Consider the following 23,043-nt stretch of genomic DNA (forward strand, 5'->3'; position numbering starts at 1 on the left):
GGACGACCCGATCGGCGGCCCCGAGGGATGCGCGACATGGCCCGAGCAAAGTGCACGCTGAAGGTCCGCGGGCTGGATTGCCCGGTGGAGGTGGCCGCACTCAGCGCCGCCCTGGAGCGTGCCCCGGGGGTCTCCACGCTCGGATTCGACCTGATCCACGGGATCTTATCCGTCGATTACGACCCGGAGGCGACCGATCCCGCGGCCCTGGTCCGGCGGATCGCGTCCCGGGCCGGGATGAAGGCCGAGCTGGCGGGCGACCCCGAGGTTTCGGCGCCCGGCTGGTGGGAGAAGAACAGCCGTTGGGCCACCACGGCGGCGTCCGGCGTGGCGTTGCTGGTCGGGGTGGTCATCGGCTACGCGGGCGGGCCCGATCGGGCGGCGACCGCGGCCTATGCCCTAGCGATCGCGGCGGGCGGCGTGGACCTGATCCCCCGCGCGGCCCGCAGCCTGCGCGGGCTCCGGCTCGACATCCACGTCCTGATGGGGGGGGCCATCCTCGGGGCGATCGCCCTGGGGCAGTGGGACGAGGCGGCGACCGTCGCCTTCCTGTTCGGGCTGTCCGAGGCGCTCGAATCGCTGAGCGTCGACCGCGCCCGGCGGGCCGTCCGGGCGCTCCTGGAAGTGGCCCCGGACGAGGCCGAGGTCGTCGGGGAGGGCGGCGTCGGCCGGAAGGTGCCCGCCTCCGAGGTCCAGGCCGGCGACCGGGTCCGGGTCCGCGCCGGGGAGAGGGTTCCGGTCGACGGCGTCGTGACGCTGGGCCGGTCCAGCCTGGACCAGAAGGCGATCACCGGGGAGTCGGTGCCTGTGCCACGCGGCCCGGGCGATGCGGTCTATGCCGGGACGGTCAACGGCGATGGCTCCCTGGAGGTCGAGGCGAGCGGACCTCTCGAAGACGCCCTGATCTCGCGGGTCGCCGAGCGGGTCCGCCAGGCCCAGGCCGGCCGCGCCCCGGTGGAGCGGACCGTCGAGCGGTTCGCCAACGTCTACACCCCGATCGTGGCCGCGGCGTCGCTGGCGGTCATGCTGGCGCCTCCGCTGTTCCACCTCGCCTCGGGCCACCCGGCCGACTGGGCCCTCTGGTTCGGCCGGGGGCTGGTGATCCTGGTGATCGCCTGCCCGTGCGCCCTGGTGATCGCCACGCCGGTGGCCCTGGCCTCGGCCCTGGCGGCGTCGGCCCGGCGCGGGGTCCTGCTCAAGGGGGGGCAGTTCCTGGAAGAACTCGGCCGGCTCCGCGTGATCGCCTTCGACAAGACGGGCACCCTCACCCGGGGCGAGCCCGACGTGGTGGAGGTGGTCGCGGCCGGAGGCGGCGGGGACGACGAACTCCTGCGGATCGCCGCCGCCCTGGGCGACCAGGGGGGGCACGTCCTGGGACGCGCCATCTCCAAACACGCCCGCACGTTGCGGCTGGACGTGCCGATCGCCGACGGCTACGCGGCCGTGCCGGGGATGGGGGCGACCGGCCGCGTCGATTCGGTCGAGTATCACATCGGCAGCCATCGGTTCATCGACGAGGTGGGCCTCTGCCCGCCCGACTTCCATGCCCGGTTCGGCACCGCCGAGGGGGATGTCGGGACCTCCGTGGCGCTCACCGCCGCGTCCGGCCCGATGGGCTGGATCCGCCTGGCCGATCGCCCCCGGCCCGAGGCCGCCGCCGTCCTGGCCGAGTTGAACGGCCTGGGCATCGAGACCGTGATGCTCACCGGCGACAACGGCCCGACCGCCTCGGCGATGGCCCGGGAACTGGGCATCGCCGAGCAGCGGTCGGGGCTCCTGCCCGCCGACAAGGCCACGATCGTCGCCGAGCTGAATCGCAGCAAGGGGCCGACCGGCATGGTCGGCGACGGCGTGAACGACGCCCCGGCCCTGGCCGCCGCCCGGGTCAGCGTGGCCCTGGGGGGCATCTCCAGCGCCGCGGCCCTGGAGACGGCCGACGTGGTCCTGATGGGCGACGACCTGTCCGCCTTGCCCTGGCTGGTCCGGCTGGGCCGCGCCACCCTGTCCCGGATCCGGCAGAACATCGCCCTGGCCCTGGGTTCCAAGGCGCTGGTGCTTGTCCTCGCCGTGTTCGGCCTGGCGACCCTGTGGATGGCGATCCTGGCCGATGTCGGCGTCAGCCTGCTGGTCACGGCCAACGCCCTTCGGCTCCTCCGACGCATCTGATCAGGGGGAGGGCAGGGCGACCAGGCCCGGGAGCCAGCGGGCATAGATCCAGACGATCCCCCCGACCAGCAGGGCCAGCGCGATGCTGTGGCCGAGGACCGATCGGAGGATCGCCCCCTCCCGGCCCCGGTCGCCGGTCGCGGCGGCCGCCACCACGATCGACTGGGCGTCGATCATCTTGCCCATCACGCCTCCGGTCGTGTTGGCCGAGGCCATCAGGATCGGCGACAGCCCCAGCTTCTCGGCCGTGATCTTCTGGAGGTTGCCGAACAGGACGTTGCTCGACGTGTCCGACCCGGTCAGGGCCACGCCCAGCCAGCCCAGGAGGGTGCCGAAGATCGGGTAGAGGGTCGGCCCGGTCCGGGTGAATGCCAGGCCCAACACCACATCCATGCCCGACGCCTTGGTGACGAACCCCAGGGCCAGCATCGCCGCGATCGCCGCGAGCGAGGGGATCAGCCGGCGGACCGTCCCGGCGAGGATCGCGGCCAATCGGCCGGGACTCACCCCCAGCAGGAGGCCGCCGATCACCCCGGCCAGGAACACCGCCGTCCCCGTCGCGGAGACCGGCACGATGTCGGCCACCGCCTTCTCGCGGTCCTTGTCGGTCGGCACGGCATGGCCGGTCACGGCCTCGCCCTTGGCGATCTGCAGGTGGAGGCCGGGGATCTGCCATTTCCACGAGGTGTGGGCGTCGATCCGACCCTTGACCGCCGGTATGCCCCAAATCAGGACCATCGCCGTGAGCAGCGCGAACGGCATCCAGGCCCGCGCCACGCGGAGCGGGGTGAGCGAGGTCTCGGCCTCGACCCGCGCGATCGCCTCGCCATCGTGGGGGAAGCGGTATTCCTCGCGGGGCTTCCAGAACCGGAGCAGGACCAGCCCCGCCAGCAGGCTGGAGATCGACGAGGCCAGGTCGACCAGCTCGAAGCCGACGTAATTCGACCAGAAGAACTGCGTCCCGGCGAACGCCCCGCCCACGGTCAGCAAGGCCGGCCACACCGCCAACGTTGCCCGCCAGGGGACCATGGTGCGGACCAGCCAGAACGGGAGGATCAGCGACAACGGCGGCAGGATCCGCCCCGATGTGGCGCTCAGGGCCTCCACGGGCAAACCCGTGACCTCGGCCAGGGTCCGGATCGGGATGCCGATCGACCCCCAGGCCACCGGCGCCGTGTTGGCCAGCAGGCACAGGACCGCCGCCCGGCCCGGCTGGAAGCCCAGGCCGACCAGGAACGCCGAGGTGATCGCCACCGGGGCGCCGAACCCCGCCGCCCCCTCGATGAACGCCCCGAATGAGAAGGCCACCAGCACCGACTGGATCCGACGGTCCCCGGACAGCCGGGCCACCGACGCCTTCATCACCTCGAACTGGCCGGTGGCCACCGCCACATCGTAGAGGAAGACCGCCGCCACGATCAGCCAGGCGATCCGGAACGCCGCGAAGATCACCCCCTGGCCGGCGCTGGCCAGGGCCATCCCCAGCGGCATCCCGAAGGCGCCGACCGCCGCGGCTACCGCCGCGATCAGGCCCGCCAGGGCCGCCAGCCAGGCCGGGGCCCGGCCCGAGATCAGCAGCCCGAGGAGCACCAGCACCGGCAACGCCGCCACCAGCGTCGAGGACGGCCAGTGGCCCAATGGGTCGTAATTCTGGGTCCACATCGAAGTCCGCTCCAGGTGGCGAAGGAGGGTCGCGCACGACCGCGCCCGCACGGAGACTACGCCATCGCCCTGCGGTGCGACAGGCCCATGCGGCGCGGCCCCTCGGTGCTGGCCCCGCCGGCCGGGCCCGGAGGGTGCTGGCCCCTTGACCCAAGCGGGAAACGGGGTTACCTTGTGACCACGACGGGCCCAACCCGTAGGGCCATCGGTCGATCAGTCAAGGAGCGGATGGGTGCAAATCGAGATCTCGACCCGCCACGGGAGCCTGACGCCGGCCCAGCACCGGTACGTCCATGACAAGGCCGAAAAGCTGGTCAAGTACTTCGAACGGCTGATGTCGATCGAGGTGGCCATCGACCACGTCAAACACCTGTGGCAGGTGGAAATCCGGGTGTCGGCCGAGCACAAGCACGACTTCTTCGCCAGCGAAGAGGCCACCACGGCCGAAGGGGCCATGGACCTGTGCACCCACAAGGTCGAAGAGCAGCTCCGCCGCTACAAGGGCAAGGTCCAGCACCACAAGGGCGAGACACCCCAGGGTGGTGAGCACGTGATCTGACCGCGATCCGGCGGCGGTGATGCCTCGGCGTCGCGTCCGCCGTCAGGGCCGTCGACACACGCCGGCATCCCGGCGGCGCCAGAGATGATGGAGAGGACGGAGGGTCGGATGAAGCTTTCGGATTTCGTGGTCCCCGAGGCGATCCTCGTCGACCTCCAGGCCACCGGCAAAGAAGCGGCGATCCGCGAGATCGTCCGCAGCCTCCACGCCGCCGGCCAGGTCGCCGAGGCCGATCTCGAAGGGGTCATCCGCGCGATCCTGGGCCGCGAGGAGCTGGGCTCGACCGGGATCGGTCAGGGCGTGGCGGTGCCGCACACCCGGCACCCGACCGTGTCGCGCCTGGTGGGGACCGTCGCCCTGTCCCGTCACGGGGTGGACTTCGCCGCCCTGGATGGCGACCCGGTCGACATCTTCTTCCTGCTGATCTCGCCGCCCAACCAGCCCGGCGACCACCTCCGGGCCCTCGAAAACATCTCCCGCCATCTGAAGGACGAGAAGTTCGTCAGCTTCCTCCGCCAGGCCAAGACGCGCGAATCGGTCATCGAGCTGCTCGAAGAGGCCGACCAGGCGTCCGCCTGATCGCCGCGTCGGGCCCGCCGTCGTCGTCCGACGCCGGGCCCCGGAAACCGGCCCGGAACCGATGGAACTCCGTCTCCCGCCCCCTGGTCGACCGAGTCGCCGATGAGCCAAGATTCGCAGGTCGCCCGCCGCCAGGTCGAAATCACCAACGTGCTGGGGCTGCACCTCCGCCCGGCCGATAAATTCGTCCGGATGGCCAACCAGTTCCAGAGCCAGATCCAGGTCCACCACCTGGGCCGGCAGATCAACGGCAAGAGCATCCTCGACTTGACGACGCTGGCCGCCGAGCAGGGCACCCAGCTCGTCCTGGAGGCCCGTGGGCCCGACGCCGAGGCCGCCGTCGCCGCGCTGGCCGATCTGGTCCTGGCCCGGTTCTTCGAAGACGAGGAGGGCCAGGACGCCGACCCTGCCCAATGATCGGCCCGGCCCATGCCCGGCGCCTTCGACCGTTCATGCATCCGCATGCCTCGCGACGGGAGGGGGGCTCGATGTCCAGCATGATGCAAACGCTGCGCGGGATCGCCGTCAGCCCTGGCATCGCCATCGGCCCGCTGCGGGTCCTCGACCCCCGCGGCCTCCGGCCCCCGGTCCGCGCCGTGGCTCCCGAGGATCTGCCCGCCGAGCTGGAGCGGCTCGATAAGGCGCTGAGCCTGGCCCGCGCCGAGGCCGAGATCGCCGAGGCCGAGGCCCGCGAGCGGATCGGCCCGCAGTACGCCGACATCCTCGCGGCCCACGCCCGGATGGTCGACGACCCCACCCTCCGCCGCGACGCCCGGGCCCGGATCGAGCGCGACCTGGTCAGCGCCGAGCACGCCGTCAGCGAGGTCTTGGAAGGCCACGCCGTCCGGCTGGAGAAGCTGGCCGACTCCCACCTGGCCGCCCGCGCCGCCGACGTCCGCGACATCCAGCGGCGGATCCTGGCCCAGTTCCCCGGGGCCGGGGCCGGCCTGGGCCCCGACGCCACCCTGTCCGACCCGGGCGGGCCGATCGTGGTGATGGCCTACGACCTGTCCCCCAGCGAGACGGCCGGCCTGGACCCCGCCCTGGTCCTGGGATTCGCCACCGAGGGGGGCGGCCTGGCCAGCCACACCGCGATCGTCGCCGCCGCCCTGGAAATCCCCGCCGTGGTCGGGCTGGGCCGCACCCTGGAGCTGGCCCGCAACGCCCAGGTGGCGATCATCGACGGCGATGAAGGGCTCGTGGTCCTCGACCCCGACCCCGCCACGCTCGCCCGCTATCGGCTGGCCGCCGCCGAGCGGGTGGCCCGGTTCGAGGGGCTGGCCGACCTGGCCCACCTCCCCGCCGAGACCCTGGACGGGCGGCGGGTCGAGCTGTGGGGCAACATCGAGTTCCCCGCCGAGGTCGACGCCTGCCTGGACCGGGGCGCCTCGGGCATCGGCCTGTATCGCACCGAGTTCCTGTTCCTGAACGCCGATCGGCCCCCGTCCGAGGACGAGCAATACGCCGCCTATGAGGCGGTGGTCCGCTCGGTCCGGGGCCGCCCGGTGACGTTCCGCACCCTGGACCTCGGCTCCGACAAGCTCACGGCGTACCGCCGGGGCGGACCGCCCGAGCCCAACCCGGCCTTGGGGCTCCGGAGCCTCCGGCTGTCGCTCCGCGACCCGGGGCTGTTCCGCACCCAGCTCCGGGCGATCCTCCGGGCCTCGACGCTGGGGGACGTCCGGGTCATGTTCCCGCTGGTCTCCACCCTGCCGGAGTTCCGCCAGGCCCGCTCCCTGCTCGATGAGGTCGCCCGGGAACTCGCCGCCGAGGGGGTCGCCGTCCGGGCCGACCTGCCCGTCGGCGTGATGGTCGAGGTCCCCTCGGCGGCGGTGATGGCCGACCACCTGGCCAGGGAGGTCGATTTCTTCTCGATCGGGACCAACGACCTGATCCAGTATGCCCTGGCCGTGGACCGCACCAACGAGACGGTCGCCGAGCTGTACAGCGCCGCCGACCCGGCCGTGCTCCGCCTGATCGCGATGGTGGTGGAGGCGGCCCGCCCGCGCGGGCTGGAGGTGACCGTCTGCGGGGCGATGGGGGGCGAGCCCCTCTACGCGATGGTGCTGCTGGGCCTGGGGGTCCGCCGCCTGAGCATGCCGCCGCACCAATTGCCCGAGATCAAGCGCGTGATCCGCTCCATCCACGACGACCGGGCCGCGGCCCTGGCGGCCGAATCGCTGGCCGAATCGTCGGCCGCCGGCGTGGTGGCCCGGCTCCGCTCCGCCCTGCTGGAGGCCCTGCCCCCCCCCGAGCATCCCCCCTCGACCGATCGACGGGCCGATTCCGCCGCTTGACCCTCGACCCGGCGGCCCCGGTCGGCGACAATCAAACGCTCGCGGCCCCGGCTCGTTGCCGACGCCGCCCCGAATCCATGATCGACCCGAACGCTCGAACCGCCGGACGCGACGCCGCCACCGCCCGAGACACCGCCGGCCCCCCGGGCCGCGACCGAAGGGCCCCGCGAATCGCACCGGCCAACGACCTCGCCCGGACGCCTCGCAACGATGTCTTCTCCCAAGGTGCGCCTCCGGTTCGCCAAGCGCGGTGACCTTCGACTGGTCAGCCATCATGACCTGATGCGCTGCCTGGAGCGGATGGCCCGCCGCGCCGAGCTGCCCTTGGCCTGGAGCCAGGGGTTCAACCCCCGGCCCAAGGTCGCCTTCACCCTGGCCCTGGGGCTGGGGATCGAGGGCCACCGCGAAGTGGTCGAGATGGAGCTGGCCGAGCCGATGGAGCCGGCCGAAGTGCTCCGACGCCTCGTCTCCGTCTCGCCGTCCGGCCTCGACTGGCTCGATGCCGAGGACCCCGGCGCCGGACGCCCGGCGCAGGCCGGGGCGGTCCGCTACGCCCTGCCCATCCCCGAGGACCGGCGCGACGCCGCGCGCGACGCCCTGGCCGCCCTCCTGGCCGACGACCGGAGGCCCTACACCCGGCATCGGCCCGACCGCACCGTCGAGATCGACATCCGACCCTTCGTGGTCGATGCCGAACTCGACGGCGACGGCATGCTCCGTTTCCGCCTCAAGATGACCCCGGCGGGCACCGCCCGGCCCGAAGAGGTGGTCGACACCCTCGGCCTGCGCGACCTGATGGGACGAGGGGCCATCCTGGCTCGCACCGAGGTGGAGCTGGCCCCGTGATGATCCGCATCCCCGAATCCAGAATCGACCCGACCGGGCCCCCGCGACGGACCCCCCCCGCCTCCACGGCGGGTCGCCGGCCCTCGCGCCTCGCGTCGCCGGGTCTCCTACCCCCGACACCGACCATCGCCACCGCGATCGCGCCAGAAAGATCGACCGCATGAAGAAAGAAATGCTGATCAACGTGCTCCAGCCCGAGGAGTGCCGCATCGCCATCCTCGAGGATGGCGTGCTGGAAGAACTCTACGTCGAGCGGACCAGCCACGAGAGCTACACCGGCAACCTCTACAAGGGCCGGGTCGTCAACCTGGAGCCGGCCATCCAGGCCGCGTTCGTCGACTTCTCGGTCGGCCGCAACGGCTTCCTCCACGTCTCCGACGTCGAGCCCCAGTACTACCGCCGCAACCTCTCCGACCAGGCCGAGCTGAGCCCCCGGGACCGCGACCGCGAGCGTGAACCCCGACGCGACCGGGCCCCCGAGGCCCGCGGCTCCGAATCCCGCCGCGACCGGGCCCCCCGCGCCGCCGAGGATCGCGAGCCCCCGGCCTCCGGCGGCTTCGGCGAGGGGATCATCGATCCCCCCCGCCGCGACCGGCCCGACCGCTCCGAGCGCGGCCGCCGAGACCGCTCCGAGCCCCGCCGCTTCGGCGAAGGGCTGGAAGGGGAGGACGCGCCGGCCCCGAAGCGCCCCGCCGATGCCGACCGGTTCGCCCCCGACGAGACGCCCCGCCGGCTCCGCTCCGAGGTGCCGCCCCCGGCCACCCGGGCCGTCGAATCCCCTTACCTCCGGACGCCCCCGCCCGAGCGGGATGAGCCGGTCGTCGAACGCTCCCCTTATTCCCGCAGGCCCACGCCGGCGCCGACCCCGCCCCCCCCGCCCATCGAGCGGGATGAGCCGGTCGCGGAGCGTCCCCGGAACCCGGCCGCCGGATTCGTCCGGCCCTCCGAGCCCGAGCCGTTCGACCCCGACCTGCCCCCCAGCCGGACCCAGCGGTCCCGCCCCGCGCCCCCCCGGCCGGCCGAGGACGAGGTGAAGCCCCGGGCCGCCCTGGACCCGCGCGACGTCGAGACCGAGCCCGAACCCCCGTCGGCCCGCGAGCCGCGACGGGGCCGTGGCCGGGGCCGGAGCCGGCCCGCCGCCGAGGTCGAGCCCCCGGCTCCCTTCGAGCCGATCGCCGAGCCCGAAGCCGCCGAGTTCGAATTCCCTGCCGAGCCGGCCCCCGAAGACTCGGCCGACACGCCCCGGCGTCGCGGCGGCCGCGATGCCATCCGCTCGCGCGGCGGCGATCGTCCTCAGCCGCCGGCCGCCGAGCGTCCCCGCCCGGCCCCGCCGGCGCCCCCGGCCGAGCGTCCCCGCCCGTTCGCGGCCGACCTGGAGGCGCCCCGGCCCCAGCCCACCGAGCCCGAGTGGGCCCGCACGGCCGTCCCCGAGAAGACCCGTTCCTACGCCCCGGACCGCGAGGCCGACCGGCCCCAGCCGACGGCCCCCGAGCGGTCTCGCCCGGCCCCGCCGGCCGAGCGGGGCCGAGGCTTCGCGGCCGACCTGGAGATCGACCGGCCCGCGCCGCCGGCCGCCGAGCGTCCCCGCCCGGCCCCGCCGACGCCCCCGGCCGAGCGTCCCCGCCCCGCGGCCGCCGAGCGGGGCCGAGGCTTCGCCGCCGACCTCGAGATCGACCGCCCCACCCCGCCCGCCCCGGAACCGACCCGCGAGCGCGGCCGGGCCGCGGCCGAGCGTCCCCGGGCCGCTGAGTTCGAGCCCCCGGCCCGCGAATCCCGCTCCAAGCCCCACGACCGGGCCGGCGAGGAAGGTTACATCCCGCGCCGGCTCCGCGCCGAGGCCGAATCCGCCGCCCCGCCCGCCTGGCCCGACCTCGCCGATGACGAGGAACTGACGCCCGGCATCGACGGCGACGAGGAGGGCGAGGGCACCGAGGACGCGGAAGGTGGCACGGCCAAGGAAGGCGGCCGTCGCCGCCGCCGTCGCCGCGGCCGGCGCCGGGACCGCGACGCGGTCGATCGCGCCCCCACTCCCGAAGCCGAGGTCGAGGAGGTCGAGGACCTCGCCGACCCCGATGAGTTCGACGAGCCGGGACCCGCCCGCCGCGAGGCGATCGAGGCCCACGGCTCCGACCTCGACGACCTGACGTCGACCGCCGACTTCGACTTCGGCGACGACCACGAGCACGACGAGTTCGACGAGGACGAGGATGAGGATGAAGGCGGCCGGGCGCCCAAGGCGGCCCGCGTCTCCGACCCCGAAGACCAGATCGACCCCGAGCTGGAAGAGGAGATCCGCAAGGAGATCGAGGAGATCGCCGAGCTGGAGCGCGAGATGGGCCTGCGCGGGACCGTCGAGGCCCGCCCCCGCCGCGGCGACGACGCCGGCAAGGGCGGCGTCCGGGGCCGGGGCACGGTCAAGCCGCCGATCCAGGAGATCTTCCGCCGCGGCGACGAGGTGCTGGTCCAGGTCATCAAGGAGAGCATCGGCACCAAGGGGCCGACCCTCTCGACCTACATCAGCATCCCCGGCCGCTACCTCGTCCTGATGCCGGGCCTGAACCGCGTCGGCGTGTCGCGCAAGATCGCCGACGAGGGCCAGCGCCGCAAGCTCCGCGAGATCATGACCGAGCTGAACCCGCCCAAAGGGCTCGGCTTCATCGTCCGGACCGCCGGCCTGGACCGCTCCAAGCGGGAGCTGGCCCGCGACCTCGCCTACCTGCTCCGGCTCTGGAAGGTGATCCTCCGCCGGATCAAGAAGGCCAAGAGCCCGGCGCCGATCTACCAAGAATCGGACATGATCACGCGGACGATCCGCGACATCTTCACCTCCGAGATCGACACGATCTGGATCGACGAGCCGTCGGCCTTCGAACGCGCCCAGGAATTCCTCCGCGTCGTCATGCCCCGCTTCGTCGACCGGCTCAAGCTCTATGACGAGAAGGTGCCGCTCTTCCACAAGTACGGCATCGAGGACGAGATCGCCAAGATCCAGCGTCGCCGCGTCGACCTGCCCGAAGGCGGGTCGATCGTGATCGACCAGACCGAGGCCCTGGTGGCCATCGACGTCAACTCGGGCAACTTCCGGGTGGAGAACGACGCCGAGCGGACCGCCTACGAGATGAACCTCCGCGCGGCCAAGGAGATCGCCCGCCAGCTCCGGCTCCGCGACCTCGGCGGCGTGATCGTCAACGACTTCATCGACATGCGGGACGAGAAGAACCGCCGCGGCGTCGAGCACGCCCTCCGCGACGCGATCAAGCGCGACCGGGCCCGGACCAAGGTCCTCCGGATGAGCCAGTTCGGCCTCATCGAGATGACCCGCCAGCGGATCCGGCCCAGCCTCAAGCGATCGGTCTACGAGGATTGCTCGCACTGCGCCGGGGCCGGCGTCGTCAAGACCACCGAGAGCATGTCGATCGACGTCATGCGGATCCTGGCCCTGGCCTCGCACCGCGAGGAGATCCGCCGGGTCAACATCGGCGTCCACCCGGGCGTCGCGATCCACCTGAACAACCGCAAGCGGAAGGAGATCGCCCGGATCGAGCTGGACGCCAACATGGTGATCCATATCCGTCACGAGGCCGACGCCCCCGCCGAGCACCTGCAGGTCGACTGCTTCGACGCCAACAACAACGAAGTCCGCCTCTTCCCGGCGCCCCCGCCGGAGCGGCACCATCACCACCGCCGCGGTTCGCACTGAGCGGCACCCGGCCCGTCCTGATCTCCGAGCGGGAGCCGTCCCTCGCCATCGCGCGGGGGGCGGCTCCCGCTTTCGTTGCGCCCCGAAACGCGGGGCAGGGGGCTCCTGGCGGCCATCCATGACCTAGGGTAGAGGCGGGCCCCCGACGCGGCCGGGCCCGGCGAGACATCTCGCCACAGGCAGGGATCGGGCCGATCGACGGAGATGGCAATGGCCGTGAACCTACACCCCGGAGTGGAAGTCGTCGCCGGCTACCCTCTGGTCCGATCGCTGGGCCGGGGCGGGTTCGGCGAGGTATGGGAGGCCCTGGCCCCGGGCGGGGTCCGGGTGGCTCTCAAATTCATCCGGCTCGGGGGCACCGAGGCCGGGCCCGAGCAGAGGGCGCTGGAGACGATCCGCAACATCCGCCATCCCCACCTGCTCGACGTCCAGTTCGCCCTGGTCGTGGATGACTGCCTCGTCATCGCCATGCCGCTGTGCGACCGCAGCCTGAAGGACCGTCTGGACGAGTGCAAGAGGGCCGGCCTGGCGGGCATACCCCGCGACGAACTGATCGAGTACCTCCGCGACGTGGCGCGGGCCGTCGATTACCTGAACGAGCCCCGCCACCCGTCGGGGTCCGGCAGGCTGATCGGGGTCCAGCACCGCGACATCAAGCCGCACAACATCTTCCTGGTCGGCGGCTCGGCTCGGCTGGCCGACTTCGGTCTGGCCAAGGTGCTGGACCATTCCAGCACCGATCACACCGGGGGGATGTCGCCGCACTACGTCTCGCCGGAGGTGATCCAGGGGCGCGTGTCGTCGCGGACCGACCAGTATTCGCTGGCCGTCACCTACGTCCAGCTCTGCACCGGCCGCCTCCCGTTCGGCCAGGGTTCGGTCCATCGGATCCTGTTCGCGCACGTCCACCAGCCGCCCGACCTGGCCGGCCTGTGCCCGGGGGACCTCGCGGCCGTGCGCCGGGCCCTGTCCAAGGATCCCGAGGATCGCTGGCCCGACTGCCGGGCCTTCCTGCGTGCCCTGGAGTCGGGCGAGGCCGCCGAGCCGGACCCCGGCCTGGATACCCGGGCCCCGGAGGCCTGCAAGGCGAACACCGTCGCGGACCATGACTGCTTCTTCGGCTACGAGATGTCGCCCTCGGTCCCCGCCTATGCGGCGCCGAATACGGTCGCGACCTCCCCCACGGTCGCAGCCTCCGCCGCGATCGCGCCATCGATCCCGATCGTGGCACCGCCGTCGATCCCGATCGTGGCACCGCCGTCGATCGCACCGCCGCCCTTCTGGTGGCCGGGCCCGAGACTCTGGGACGGGCGAGGGAGTGTGGACCTGCGCCGGGCGAGCGTGCTGGCCCTGCTCGTCGCGACCTGCGTGGCGACCGGGCTCTCCGGCTTCGCCCCGACACGCCTGCCCGCCTCCCCGGCGGCCCGGCCGGCCGCGCCCCACCTCCCGTCCTTGATCGCCGTGACGAAGGGGGTGGCCCGACGCCCCGCTCCGCTGGCGACGCTGACGAATGGGATCGGCATGAACCTGGTCCTGCTCCCCTCCGGGAAGTTCCTGATGGGCGCCCCCGAGGAAGAACCGGAGGCCTCGGACGATGAGAAGCCTCAGCACCGGGTCCGGATCGAGCAGGCCTTCTACATGGGCGCCTACGAGGTGACTCAAGGCGAATATCAGAAGGTCATGGGGGTCAACCCGAGCTGGTTCGCGGCCACCGGGGGCGGAAAGGCCCACGTCGCCGGATTGGACACATCCCGCTTCCCCGTGGAGCAGGTCTCGTGGAAGGATGCGGTCTCATTCTGCAACAAGTTGAGCGACCTTGAAGGCCTGCGGCGATGCTACGCCGACGGCGAGGCGTCCATCGAGGGGGCGGACGGCTATCGGTTGCCTACCGAGGCGGAGTGGGAATACGCCTGCCGCGCGGGGACCACGACGGCCTTCGCCTTCGGCGATCGCATCACGTCGAACGAGGCCAACTTCGACGGCGAGTTCACCTACAACGACTCCCGGCCGGGGGTGGCCCGGGAACGATCGACCCAGGTGGGCAGTTTCCCCGGCAATGCGTTCGGGCTGTTCGACATGCACGGGAATGTTTCGGAGTGGTGCGCCGACGGGTACGACGGATCCTATCAGCCCCTGTCCCAGGGCGACGACCCCGACGACCCGGAGGACTCGTCCGTGCGCATGGTCCGCGGCGGCGGGATGATGAACATCCCGCGCCATTGCCGATCGGCGACCCGGCTCAGGCAGGTGAATTACTTCCGGAGCAACGTCGTCGGATTCCGCGTGGCCCGCACCTACGTTGCACCGGAGGCCGGGGGCGTGAAGCCGCCCGCCCCGGCCGCCGGCCCCGAGGTGTCGGGGGGAACGAATGTCACGCCCAAAGGGTGACCGCGGCGATTCTCGCGGAGATCGCCCTTCCGGCCCGGATCGGACTTCGGTATAATCTGCGCTTTCGGATCGGCCCAAACAGCCTCCAGGGGTCTCGCCCCGGCTCGGGGACCGACAGACCCAGACATCGTTTCGGACCCGGCGACCCGCGGCCCATCGCTGCCGGCGGATCGTGAGGAGTGCTTGACAGTGGCTTATGCAATCTTCGAGGACGGCAGTCACCAGTTCCGGGTCAGCGAGGGCGACACCATCGTGGTCGACCGCCGCGTGGTCGATCTCGGCGGCGAGGTGGTCTTCGGCAAGGTCCTCCTGATCTCCGGCGAGGGCGGCCCGGTCATCGGCAAGCCGGTCCTGGAAGGGGCCCGCGTGGTCGCCAAGGTCGTCCGCCAGTTCCGCGACAAGAAGGTCGTGATCCAGAAGTTTCGCCGCCGCAAGAACCTCCGCCGTCGCAACGGCCATCGCCAGAGCTACACGACCGTCCAGATCACCAGCATCGTCGCCTCGGCCTGAATCAAGCCCTCGGCCGAAACGGATGTCCGCTGATCGTACCCAGGCCGTCCCGCCCGCGTCACCGACGCAGGATGGGGCGGCCTTCGCTTTTTCACCCGGCCGGTCCCGTGCATTCGAGTCGATCGCGCGCCCATTTCGGCGCCCTCCCTATAATCATCCCGTCCGGCCAAATAATTCACGAGACAACTTGCGCCTTGGCGAAACGGCGCGGCGATATTTGGAGAGGCACCACCCAGGGACGGCCGGTCGAAGAAGACGCGAACGATGCCCAGGTGATTCATCCGGCGATCGAGCGATACTGAACAGAAATCCCTATCTCGCAGCTTGACCACTACTGGATTTCTGTTAGTGTGTGGCCGATTGTTCATGGCGACAAATTCGGAGAATGTCCATGGCAACGGTAGAAGAACGGGCGACAGCTTCGCGTGATCAGGCAGGGACTCGGGCCGAGCGGGCGCGATCGGGGATGGTCGTCCCCCGCGTCTTCAGCGCCGAGGGCGTGAGCCCGTTCGACCAGGTCGAGTGGGAGCTGCGCACCGCCGAGATCAAGGATGAGAAGGGGCGGGCGTTCTTCACCCAGAAGGATTGCGAGATCCCCAAGGCGTGGAGCCAGCTGGCCACCAACGTCGTGGTGAGCAAGTACTTCTACGGCGAGGTGGGCTCGGCCGAGCGCGAGAGCAGCGTCCGCGCCCTGGTCGACCGCGTGACCCGGACGATCACCGACTGGGGCCGCGAGGATGGCTACTTCGCCACCCGCGAGGACTCCGAGCGGTTCTACGACGAGCTGACCACCCTCTGCCTCCAGCAGTACGGGTCGTTCAACTCGCCGGTCTGGTTCAACGTCGGCCTGTTCCACAAGTACGGGATCGCCGGCGCCGCCAACAACTGGCGCTGGGATGAGGAGACGCGGACGGTCGTCAAGGCGACCGGTGCGTACGAGTACCCGCAGGCGTCGGCGTGCTTCATCCAGAGCGTCGGCGACGACATGCAGGACATCATGCGGGTCGCCACCTCCGAGGCGATGCTGTTCAAGTACGGCTCGGGCACCGGCACCGACCTGTCGACGCTCCGCTCCAGCCGGGAGAAGCTCGCCGGCGGAGGCAAGCCTTCCGGCCCGGTCAGCTTCATGCGGGTGTACGACTCGATCGCCAGCGTGATCAAGTCGGGCGGCAAGACCCGCCGCGCCGCCAAGATGCAGACCCTCAAGATCTGGCACCCGGACATCCTCGAATTCATCGAGTGCAAGACCAAGGAAGAGAAGAAGGCACGCACGCTGATCGGGGCCGGCTACGAGGCCAACTTCAACGGCGAGGCCTACAGCTCGGTCATGTTCCAGAACGCCAATCTGTCGGTCCGCGTCACCGACGCGTTCCTCCGGGCCGTCGAGGATGGCGGCGAGTGGACCACCCGCTCGGTCACCACCGGCCGGCCGATGGACACCTATCCGGCCAACCGCCTGATGGACGCCATCGCCGAGGGGACCTGGCTGTGCGGCGACCCCGGCCTGCAGTATGAGGACACGATCCAGCGCTGGCACACCTGCCCGAACACGGCGCCGATCAACTCCAGCAACCCCTGCTCGGAGTACATGTTCGTCGACGACTCGGCGTGCAACCTGTCCAGCCTGAACCTGATGAAGTTCCTCCGCGAGGACGGCTCGTTCGACGCGAGCAAGTTCCGGGCGGCCTGCCGGATCTTCATCACGGCCCAGGAGATCCTGGTCGACCACGCCAGCTACCCGACCGACCGGATCGCGGCCAACAGCCACAAGTTCCGGCCGCTCGGCCTGGGCTACGCCAACCTCGGCAGCCTGCTGATGGCCGGCGGCCTGCCCTACGACTCCGAGGAAGGCCGGGCCCTGGCCGGCGGAATCACCGCGATCATGCACGGCCAGGCCTACCTGACCAGCGCCGAGCATGCCGGGGTCCTCGGGCCGTTCGACGGCTTCCCCCTCAACCGCGAGCCGATGCTCCGGGTGATGGAGATGCACCGCGACGCCGTCGAGGGGATCGGCTCGTCGGTCCCGGCCGAGTTGCTGGACGAGGCCCGGTCCACCTGGAACGAGTGCCTCGACGCCGGCCGCCGGTTCGGCTATCGCAACAGCCAGGTCACGGTGCTGGCCCCGACCGGCACGATCGCGTTCATGATGGACTGCGACACGACCGGCATCGAGCCCGACATCGCCCTGGTCAAGTACAAGCAGCTCGCCGGCGGCGGGATGCTCAAGATCGTCAACCGCACCGTGCCGATGGCGATGCGGAAGCTCGGCTACGACGAGCCGGTGATCCGCGGCGTGCTCGACTACATCGACGCCAACGACACGATCGAGGGGGCGCCCGGCCTGCTCGACGAGCACCTGCCCGTGTTCGACTGTGCGTTCGCCCCGCCCCAGGGGGGCCGGAGCATCCACTTCCGCGGCCACCTGAAGATGATGGCGGCCGTCCAGCCGTTCCTCAGCGGGGCGATCAGCAAGACCTGCAACGTGCCGGCCGACGCCACCGTGGCCGACATCAAGGACACCTACCTGGAAGGCTGGAAGCTGGGCCTCAAGGCCATCGCGATCTATCGCGACGGCTCCAAGGGGAGCCAGCCGGTCAGCACCAAGTCGGACTCCGACGCCAAGGCCGACGACGCCGTCCAGACGATCCCGGTGGTCGCGGCGGCCAGCCTGCCGGTGATCCCGGCCCCGGCCCCGGTCGCCGCCCCGGCCCCGGTCGCCGACCGGCCCAAGCGGGCCCGCCTGCCGCACACCCGGCAGAGCCTGACCCACAAGTTCGACATCCAGGGGCATGAAGGCTACGTCACCGTCGGCTTCTACCCGGACGGCCGGCCCGGCGAGGTCTTCATCACGATGGCCAAGGAAGGGTCGACCATCGGCGGCCTGATGGACGTCCTGGGGACCTCGATCTCGATGGGCCTCCAGTACGGGGTGCCGATCGACGTCTTCGTCAACAAGTTCGCCCACAGCCGGTTCGAGCCGGCCGGGTTCACCAAGAACCCGGACATCCCGATCGCCAAGAGCGTGACCGACTACATCTTCCGCTGGCTGGGGATGGAGTTCATCGAGGGCTACCGCGAGGCCAACGCCCCGCAGCGGGTCGTCGACGAGCCCCCCGCCCCCAAGCCGCTGGTCAAGACCAACGGCCACCGCGCCGCGACGATCGCCGACCTCGAACACACCGAGGCCGAGCTGTCCCACACGCCCGCCCCGTTCGCCGCGGCCGTCCCGTCCTACTCCGACGGGCTGGAGAAGCGGGACCAGCAGTTCGCCCAGTTCCAGAGCGACGCCCCGGCCTGCGACGGCTGCGGTGCCCTGACCGTCCGCTGCGGCACCTGCTACCGCTGCTTCAACTGCGGCAACAGCATGGGCTGCTCCTGATCCGTCCGGGAGCCTGATCGCAACTCGCGGCCCCGCCACCCCTCTCCGGGTGGCGGGGCCGCTCGCGTTTCCCGAAGTGTGGCGGAACGATGGGGGTCGGTTTATGCTGTCTGGCATCCGGCCGGTCCCCCGGCGAAACGACCCGACGCCCACGCCCCGCGAGGCCTCCATGCCTTCGTACACGCTCACCGACACATCGAAGGATACCTGGGTCGACATGTTCGAGGTCTCCGCGGCCAAGCTCGGCCACCCGGCGGCCCACCCCTGGTCGGTCACCAAGACGACCCTGCGGGGCGGGCGTCGCGACGGCGTGGACCTGATCCGGCTGGACAACGGGGCCCTGTCGGTCGCGATCGTGCCGACGCGGGGCATGGGATTGTGGCGGGGGAACTACCACGGCGACGCGATCGGCTGGAAGTCGCCGGTCGTGGACGGGCCGGTGAATCCCCAGTTCGTGAACCCGTCGGATCGCGGCGGGCTGGGCTGGCTCGACGGCTTCGACGAACTGCTGGCCCGATGCGGGCTGGTCAGCAACGGGTCGCCCTACTCGGTCCCGGTGCTCAACGCCGACGGGTCGACCGCCCGGACCGACCTCGTCGGCCTCCACGGCCGGATCGCCAACATCCCGGCCCACTATGTGGCGGTCCACGTCGATGATGCGGCCCCGCACGCGATCACGATCGAGGGGCGGGTGGCCGAGTCGACCCTGTTCCACCCCCAGCTCGAACTGTCGACCCGGATCTCCACCGTCCCCGGCTCGAATCACCTGGTCGTCCGCGACGAGGTGACCAACCTGTCCGACTCCCCGGGCGAGTTCCAGATCCTCTACCACTGGAACTTCGGCCAGCCCTATCTCGGCCTCGGGTCGAAGGTTGTGGCACCCATCGACACCCTGGTCCCCCGCGACCCCCGGGCCGCCGAGGGGATCGACGCCTGGGACACCTACGCCGGCCCGACGCCCGGGTTCGCCGAGCAGGTCTACCTGGCCAGGCTCCGCGGCGACGGCCCCGACGGCCGGACCCTGGTCCTGCTCCACGACGCCGGCGGCAAGAAGGGGGTCGCCCTCCGCTACTCCACCGCCCAGCTCCCCTGCTTCTCGCTCTGGAAGGCGACCGGCGGCCTCAAGGATGGCTACGTCACCGGCCTGGAGCCGGGGACCAACTACCCCCACCCCAAGCCGCTCGAAAAGGCCCGGGGCCGCGTCATCCCGCTCGCGCCGGGCGGCTCCCACGTCGCCGAGACCGTCCTGGAAATCCTCGACACCCCCGACGCCGTGGCCGCCATCGCCGCCGAGATCCGGAAGCTCCAGGGCCCCAAGCCCCCCACGATCCACCGGGGCATGATCGAGCCGTTCGTGCCGATGGGGTGAGGTTGATCCGATCGATTGCTCATGATCTTATTACATGGAACGACCCGCCGGCGGGCGGAGCAAATCCTGGAACGCGGGCCGGACCCTCGGTTTGAAGAGCCCGGAGGCCGGGCCGGCGATGATGGCTTCTCGATGGCCATCGAAGCCGGCCCGTTCCATTTCGGCCACCCGGAGGAATACGCCCGAGGGAAGGCCCATCAGTTTCCGGATGAAGGCGGCCCGGCGATCCTGGTGGTTGATGTCCCCGACGCGATCGTACAATGTGCTGAGACCGCCTGGTTTCCGCTCGCACAGGGCCTGGTCCAGTTCGACGCGGGGTCGGGCCTGGAAGAGTTGTTGCTGGCGTGGCCGGCTTTGTCGAAGCGAATTCGGAGCATCCCATGAGCCGGAATACCGCCGACACGACCGGGCTGGAATCGGTGCTCGCCGATGCGAGTCGCGGAGTCCTGGGGATGGTGGACGAATTGATCGCGATCTCCCGGAAGCGGGAAATCCACCTCCTCTGGGAGGACCAGCATTGTCGGATCCGCCCGGTGGACGGAGACCCCGGCCCCTGGCCCGAAGTGCCGATGCCGCGATCCGTCTTCCGGGCGATCCTGGCCCGGATCTCCGCCCTGTGCAACGAACGGTCCGCCGCGCCGGTTTCACCTTATGGCGGAGAGGCCGACATCGTGTCCGGCCCCGGATCGATGGACGGGATTCACGCGAGCTTCGCCAACACGCCGGACGAGCAGAGGTTGGACCTGGTGCCGCTGCATCCCGAGGCCCAACCGAGGACGGACGACCGTCGGGCCTCCGCTGATCGGGCCAGGCCGCTCGCCCGCTGATGCGCTGTCGATGATCCCGAGGCGATCGAGTCACTTCTTGGTCGTCGCCGCCGCGTCCTGGGCCGGGCGGTCCAGCTTCAACTTGCTCATCTTCTTGAGCTTGGGGACGATGTAGTAGTCGGTGTACTGGGAGCCGCGGTTGGTGAGGTAGTAGTCCTGGTGGTAGGCCTCGGCCGGGTAGAAGGCCTGGAACGGGACGAGTTGGGTGACGATCTTGCGGCGGAAGGCGCGGGAGGCGGTGAGGTCCTTGTACATCGCCAGGGCGGCCTTCTTCTGCTCCTCGCCGTGGTAGAAGATCACCGAGCGGTACTGGGGGCCGTAGTCGTCGCCCTGGGCGTTCAGGGTGGTCGGGTCGTGGGCGTGGAAGTAGACCTTGAGCAGGGTCTCGTAGGAGATCACCGAGGGGTCGAACTCGATGTTGACGACCTCGGCGTGGCCGGTCTGGCCGGTGCAGACCTGGGCGTAGCTCGGGTTGGCGACCATCCCGCCGGAAAATCCCGAGGTCACCGACTTCACCCCCTTGTACTGCTCGAAGACCGCCTCGGTCGACCAGAAGCAGCCGGCCCCGAAGGTGGCGACCTCGGTCGAGGGGAGGGGCCTGGGCTTGGCCGCCGCCTTCTCGGGGTCGATCGGCTTGGCGGCCGGCTCGGCGGTCGCGGCCGGGGGCGTCGAGGTCGCGGGGGCCTGGGCCGACGCGGGGCGGGGCAGGGGGAGGCCGGCGGCCCACACGAGGGAGGCCGAGGCCAGCAGCGGGCCGAACGAACGTCGAGAAAGCGCCATGAGGGTCGAGGCTCCCATTCCAGGGCGGCCCGCGAACCGGGCCGGCTCGGACAATTTTACGAGCCCGCACAGGTCTCGGGCAAACCAATCCTACGTCGGCCGGGCCCGAATCGGCCGCGCGACGGCCGGTCGGTCCGGGATTTTAACCTCGGCCGAGGTCCATCCCCTGCTTGCCTTTCCGCCCGATTGGGTTTGTTCGGGATCGCCGCCGGCCCGGCCTGTTGGCTTCGTTTCGCACGTCCGATTACCAGGTCGACCCTCGGGCTTGGGTTCGTTCGGGACGGCCCGGATTGGCCGGCCCGACCTCGGGCATGGGTTCGTTTGGGATTGGTCCGATGGCGACTCCACGCCCCGATGATGGCTTCGTTTCGTCCCGGGGATGGCCCATCAGGCCCTCCCGCCGGCCGGGGTCGATCCGGGTGCCGGGGATCGGCGAGGGGCCCTCGCTTTCGCGGGACGATGGCCCCCCTCCCTTGGTGGGAGCGACGACGCCGGGCGGCGGGCGCGGGTCGCCGGATCGGCCCGCGACCCCGGTGCGGAGAGCCGGCCGGGCGGGGGCGCGGGGGATGCGGCCCGCTCACTTCGGGGGCGATCGTCGGCCGGATCGGCGGGTCGGGTCGGGGCGGAGGTCGCCTTGACCGAATCGGCGGGGCGGGCTAGCCTGCGGCGTCCATGCCCCCCCAGGACGGGGGGAAGGCAGCCCGCCTCGGGCGACGACAAGGGAGTGTCCGACGATGAGCGATCCGACGAAGGAACCGATGGCCGTGCCGGCCCTCGACCTGAAGGCCCAGTACCAGACCATCAAGGATGAGATCGATCCGGTGGTCCGGGCGGTGGTCGAGAGCCAGTACTTCATCCTGGGCCCCGAGGTGGCGAACTTCGAGGCCGAGGCGGCCCGCTACTGCGAGGCCCCCCACGCCATCGGGTGCTCGTCGGGGTCGGATGCCCTGCTGCTCCCGCTGATGGCCATCGACCTGAAGCCGGGGGACGAGGTCGTGACCTCGCCCTACTCGTTCTTCGCGACCGCCGGGGCGATCTGGCGCACCGGGGCGAAGCCGGTGTTCGTCGACATCGAGCCGGACACCTACAACATCGACCCCGCCAAGATCGAGGCGGCGATCACCCCGAACACCAGGGCGATCATCCCGGTCCACCTGTACGGCCAGGCCGCCGACATGGACCCGATCAACGCCATCGCCAGGAAGCACGGGCTGTTCGTCCTGGAAGACGCCGCCCAGGCCATCGGCGCCGGATACAAGGGGAAGCGGGCCGGGACGCTCGGCGACGCCGCGGCGTTCAGCTTCTACCCGAGCAAGAACCTGGGCGGGTTCGGCGACGCCGGCATGGTGACCACCACCGACACCGCGATGGGCAAGCGGGTGGCGCGGCTGCGGGTCCACGGGATGGAGCCGAAGTACTACCACCATGAGGTCGGCTACAACGCCCGGATCGACGCCCTCCAGGCGGCCGTGCTCCGGGTCAAGCTCCGCCACCTCGACGCCTGGACCGAGGGGCGCCGGCGGGTGGCCGCCCGCTATGCCGAGCTGTTCAACGAGATGGGGCTGGGCGAGGTCGCGACCCTGCCGGGCGAGAAGCCGGGGAACTTCCACGTCTACAACCAGTACGTGATCCGGGTGCCGGCCGAGGCCCGCGACCCCCTGCGCGACCACCTGGCGAGCCGCAAAGTCGGGTCGGAGATCTACTACCCGATCCCGCTCCACCTCCAGGTCTGCTTCGCCTCCCTGGGCCACAAGCCGGGCGACTTCCCGATCGCCGAGGCCGCGGCGCTGGAGACGATCGCCCTGCCGATCTATCCGGAGCTGAGCGACGAGGCCCTCCGGCACGTCGTCGGCTCGATCGCCTCGTACTTCGAGGCCCAGACGATCCTCCCGTTCGACGGGCCCAAGCGTCACGTCGCCTGACGGCCACGCGGGCGGCCGGTCCCCGCTTCAAAAGGGCCGGCCGATCCCCTAGAATCGGG

At 71.1% G+C, this 23,043-nt stretch carries 16 protein-coding genes and 1 pseudogene; 15 read left to right on the forward strand and 2 right to left on the reverse strand.

Annotation, left to right across the window (positions count from 1 at the left end):
- Positions 1–36: 36 nt before the first annotated feature.
- Positions 37–2,166: a heavy metal translocating P-type ATPase gene (locus TA3x_RS09385; protein ID WP_435020528.1), complete on the forward strand. Its 2,130-nt coding sequence runs from the start codon at positions 37–39 to the stop codon at positions 2,164–2,166.
- Here TA3x_RS09385 and TA3x_RS09390 read toward each other — a convergent pair whose 3' ends face one another.
- Positions 2,167–3,828 (reverse strand): L-lactate permease, encoded by a 1,662-nt coding sequence (locus TA3x_RS09390; RefSeq protein ID WP_435020530.1) that lies wholly within the window; start codon positions 3,826–3,828, stop codon positions 2,167–2,169. It abuts the gene before it with no gap.
- 232 nt (positions 3,829–4,060) lie between these two features.
- Between TA3x_RS09390 and hpf the strand changes: the two genes are divergently transcribed.
- The 13 genes and pseudogenes from hpf (at position 4,061) to TA3x_RS09455 (ending at position 20,282) form a co-directional block, all read left to right on the forward strand.
- Complete coding sequence (gene hpf, locus TA3x_RS09395) at positions 4,061–4,387, forward strand: ribosome hibernation-promoting factor, HPF/YfiA family (protein WP_435020532.1); 327 nt, start codon at positions 4,061–4,063, stop codon at positions 4,385–4,387.
- A gap of 108 nt (positions 4,388–4,495) precedes the next feature.
- A complete protein-coding gene (locus TA3x_RS09400) occupies positions 4,496–4,966 on the forward strand; it encodes a PTS sugar transporter subunit IIA (protein ID WP_435020534.1) in 471 nt (156 codons plus the stop codon).
- 102 nt (positions 4,967–5,068) lie between these two features.
- A complete protein-coding gene (locus TA3x_RS09405; protein ID WP_435020536.1) occupies positions 5,069–5,383 on the forward strand; it encodes an HPr family phosphocarrier protein in 315 nt (104 codons plus the stop codon).
- 71 nt (positions 5,384–5,454) lie between these two features.
- A complete protein-coding gene (gene ptsP, locus TA3x_RS09410; protein WP_435020538.1) occupies positions 5,455–7,263 on the forward strand; it encodes a phosphoenolpyruvate--protein phosphotransferase in 1,809 nt (602 codons plus the stop codon).
- A gap of 210 nt (positions 7,264–7,473) precedes the next feature.
- The gene (locus TA3x_RS09415) at positions 7,474–8,109 is read left to right on the forward strand and encodes a TIGR03936 family radical SAM-associated protein (protein ID WP_435020540.1); all 636 of its coding nucleotides are present in this window, start codon (positions 7,474–7,476) and stop codon (positions 8,107–8,109) included.
- 160 nt (positions 8,110–8,269) lie between these two features.
- A pseudogene (locus TA3x_RS09420) lies at positions 8,270–8,510 on the forward strand (Rne/Rng family ribonuclease); the annotation flags it as partial.
- 1,931 nt (positions 8,511–10,441) lie between these two features.
- The gene (locus tag TA3x_RS09425; protein ID WP_435022327.1) at positions 10,442–11,809 is read left to right on the forward strand and encodes an Rne/Rng family ribonuclease; all 1,368 of its coding nucleotides are present in this window, start codon (positions 10,442–10,444) and stop codon (positions 11,807–11,809) included.
- Positions 11,810–12,019: 210 nt separating this feature from the next.
- Positions 12,020–14,197 (forward strand): bifunctional serine/threonine-protein kinase/formylglycine-generating enzyme family protein, encoded by a 2,178-nt coding sequence (locus TA3x_RS09430; protein ID WP_435020542.1) that lies wholly within the window; start codon positions 12,020–12,022, stop codon positions 14,195–14,197.
- Positions 14,198–14,386: 189 nt separating this feature from the next.
- On the forward strand, positions 14,387–14,707 hold the full coding sequence (gene rplU, locus TA3x_RS09435) for a 50S ribosomal protein L21 (protein ID WP_435020543.1): 321 nt from the start codon (positions 14,387–14,389) through the stop codon (positions 14,705–14,707).
- Positions 14,708–15,098: 391 nt separating this feature from the next.
- Complete coding sequence (locus TA3x_RS09440; RefSeq protein WP_435020544.1) at positions 15,099–18,086, forward strand: vitamin B12-dependent ribonucleotide reductase; 2,988 nt, start codon at positions 15,099–15,101, stop codon at positions 18,084–18,086.
- A gap of 169 nt (positions 18,087–18,255) precedes the next feature.
- Positions 18,256–19,455, forward strand: coding sequence for an aldose 1-epimerase family protein (locus TA3x_RS09445; protein WP_435020546.1), 1,200 nt, complete (start codon positions 18,256–18,258; stop codon positions 19,453–19,455).
- Between the two features lie 132 nt (positions 19,456–19,587).
- The gene (locus TA3x_RS09450) at positions 19,588–19,839 is read left to right on the forward strand and encodes a hypothetical protein (protein ID WP_435020548.1); all 252 of its coding nucleotides are present in this window, start codon (positions 19,588–19,590) and stop codon (positions 19,837–19,839) included.
- Positions 19,836–20,282 carry a hypothetical protein gene (locus TA3x_RS09455; protein ID WP_435020549.1) on the forward strand — a complete coding sequence of 149 codons (447 nt, stop codon included), beginning with the start codon at positions 19,836–19,838 and terminating at the stop codon, positions 20,280–20,282. Before TA3x_RS09450 ends, TA3x_RS09455 begins: the two co-directional genes overlap by 4 nt.
- A gap of 30 nt (positions 20,283–20,312) precedes the next feature.
- Here the strand turns inward: TA3x_RS09455 and msrA are convergent, their stop codons facing one another.
- Positions 20,313–21,062 (reverse strand): peptide-methionine (S)-S-oxide reductase MsrA, encoded by a 750-nt coding sequence (msrA, locus tag TA3x_RS09460; RefSeq protein WP_435020551.1) that lies wholly within the window; start codon positions 21,060–21,062, stop codon positions 20,313–20,315.
- A 734-nt stretch (positions 21,063–21,796) separates the two neighbouring features.
- Here msrA and TA3x_RS09465 point away from each other — a divergent pair.
- Positions 21,797–22,984, forward strand: a complete 1,188-nt coding sequence (locus TA3x_RS09465) for a DegT/DnrJ/EryC1/StrS family aminotransferase (protein WP_435020553.1) — start codon at positions 21,797–21,799, stop codon at positions 22,982–22,984.
- Positions 22,985–23,043 lie beyond the last annotated feature (59 nt).

The organism is Tundrisphaera macrotermitis (assembly GCF_051175315.1).
In the GTDB taxonomy this organism is placed as follows: Bacteria; Planctomycetota; Planctomycetia; order Isosphaerales; family Isosphaeraceae; genus Tundrisphaera.

What these genes read in the sequence shown, in the direction of transcription:
- TA3x_RS09385 (WP_435020528.1), top strand. Translation starts at nt 37, where the DNA reads ATGGCCCGAGCAAAGTGCACGCTGAAGGTCCGCGGGCTGGATTGCCCG.
- TA3x_RS09390 (WP_435020530.1), bottom strand. Translation starts at nt 3,828, where the DNA reads ATGTGGACCCAGAATTACGACCCATTGGGCCACTGGCCGTCCTCGACG.
- TA3x_RS09400 (WP_435020534.1), top strand. Translation starts at nt 4,496, where the DNA reads ATGAAGCTTTCGGATTTCGTGGTCCCCGAGGCGATCCTCGTCGACCTC.
- TA3x_RS09405 (WP_435020536.1), top strand. Translation starts at nt 5,069, where the DNA reads ATGAGCCAAGATTCGCAGGTCGCCCGCCGCCAGGTCGAAATCACCAAC.
- ptsP (WP_435020538.1), top strand. Translation starts at nt 5,455, where the DNA reads ATGTCCAGCATGATGCAAACGCTGCGCGGGATCGCCGTCAGCCCTGGC.
- TA3x_RS09415 (WP_435020540.1), top strand. Translation starts at nt 7,474, where the DNA reads ATGTCTTCTCCCAAGGTGCGCCTCCGGTTCGCCAAGCGCGGTGACCTT.
- TA3x_RS09425 (WP_435022327.1), top strand. Translation starts at nt 10,442, where the DNA reads ATGGGCCTGCGCGGGACCGTCGAGGCCCGCCCCCGCCGCGGCGACGAC.
- TA3x_RS09430 (WP_435020542.1), top strand. Translation starts at nt 12,020, where the DNA reads ATGGCCGTGAACCTACACCCCGGAGTGGAAGTCGTCGCCGGCTACCCT.
- TA3x_RS09440 (WP_435020544.1), top strand. Translation starts at nt 15,099, where the DNA reads ATGGCAACGGTAGAAGAACGGGCGACAGCTTCGCGTGATCAGGCAGGG.
- TA3x_RS09445 (WP_435020546.1), top strand. Translation starts at nt 18,256, where the DNA reads ATGCCTTCGTACACGCTCACCGACACATCGAAGGATACCTGGGTCGAC.
- TA3x_RS09450 (WP_435020548.1), top strand. Translation starts at nt 19,588, where the DNA reads ATGGCCATCGAAGCCGGCCCGTTCCATTTCGGCCACCCGGAGGAATAC.
- TA3x_RS09455 (WP_435020549.1), top strand. Translation starts at nt 19,836, where the DNA reads ATGAGCCGGAATACCGCCGACACGACCGGGCTGGAATCGGTGCTCGCC.
- msrA (WP_435020551.1), bottom strand. Translation starts at nt 21,062, where the DNA reads ATGGCGCTTTCTCGACGTTCGTTCGGCCCGCTGCTGGCCTCGGCCTCC.
- TA3x_RS09465 (WP_435020553.1), top strand. Translation starts at nt 21,797, where the DNA reads ATGAGCGATCCGACGAAGGAACCGATGGCCGTGCCGGCCCTCGACCTG.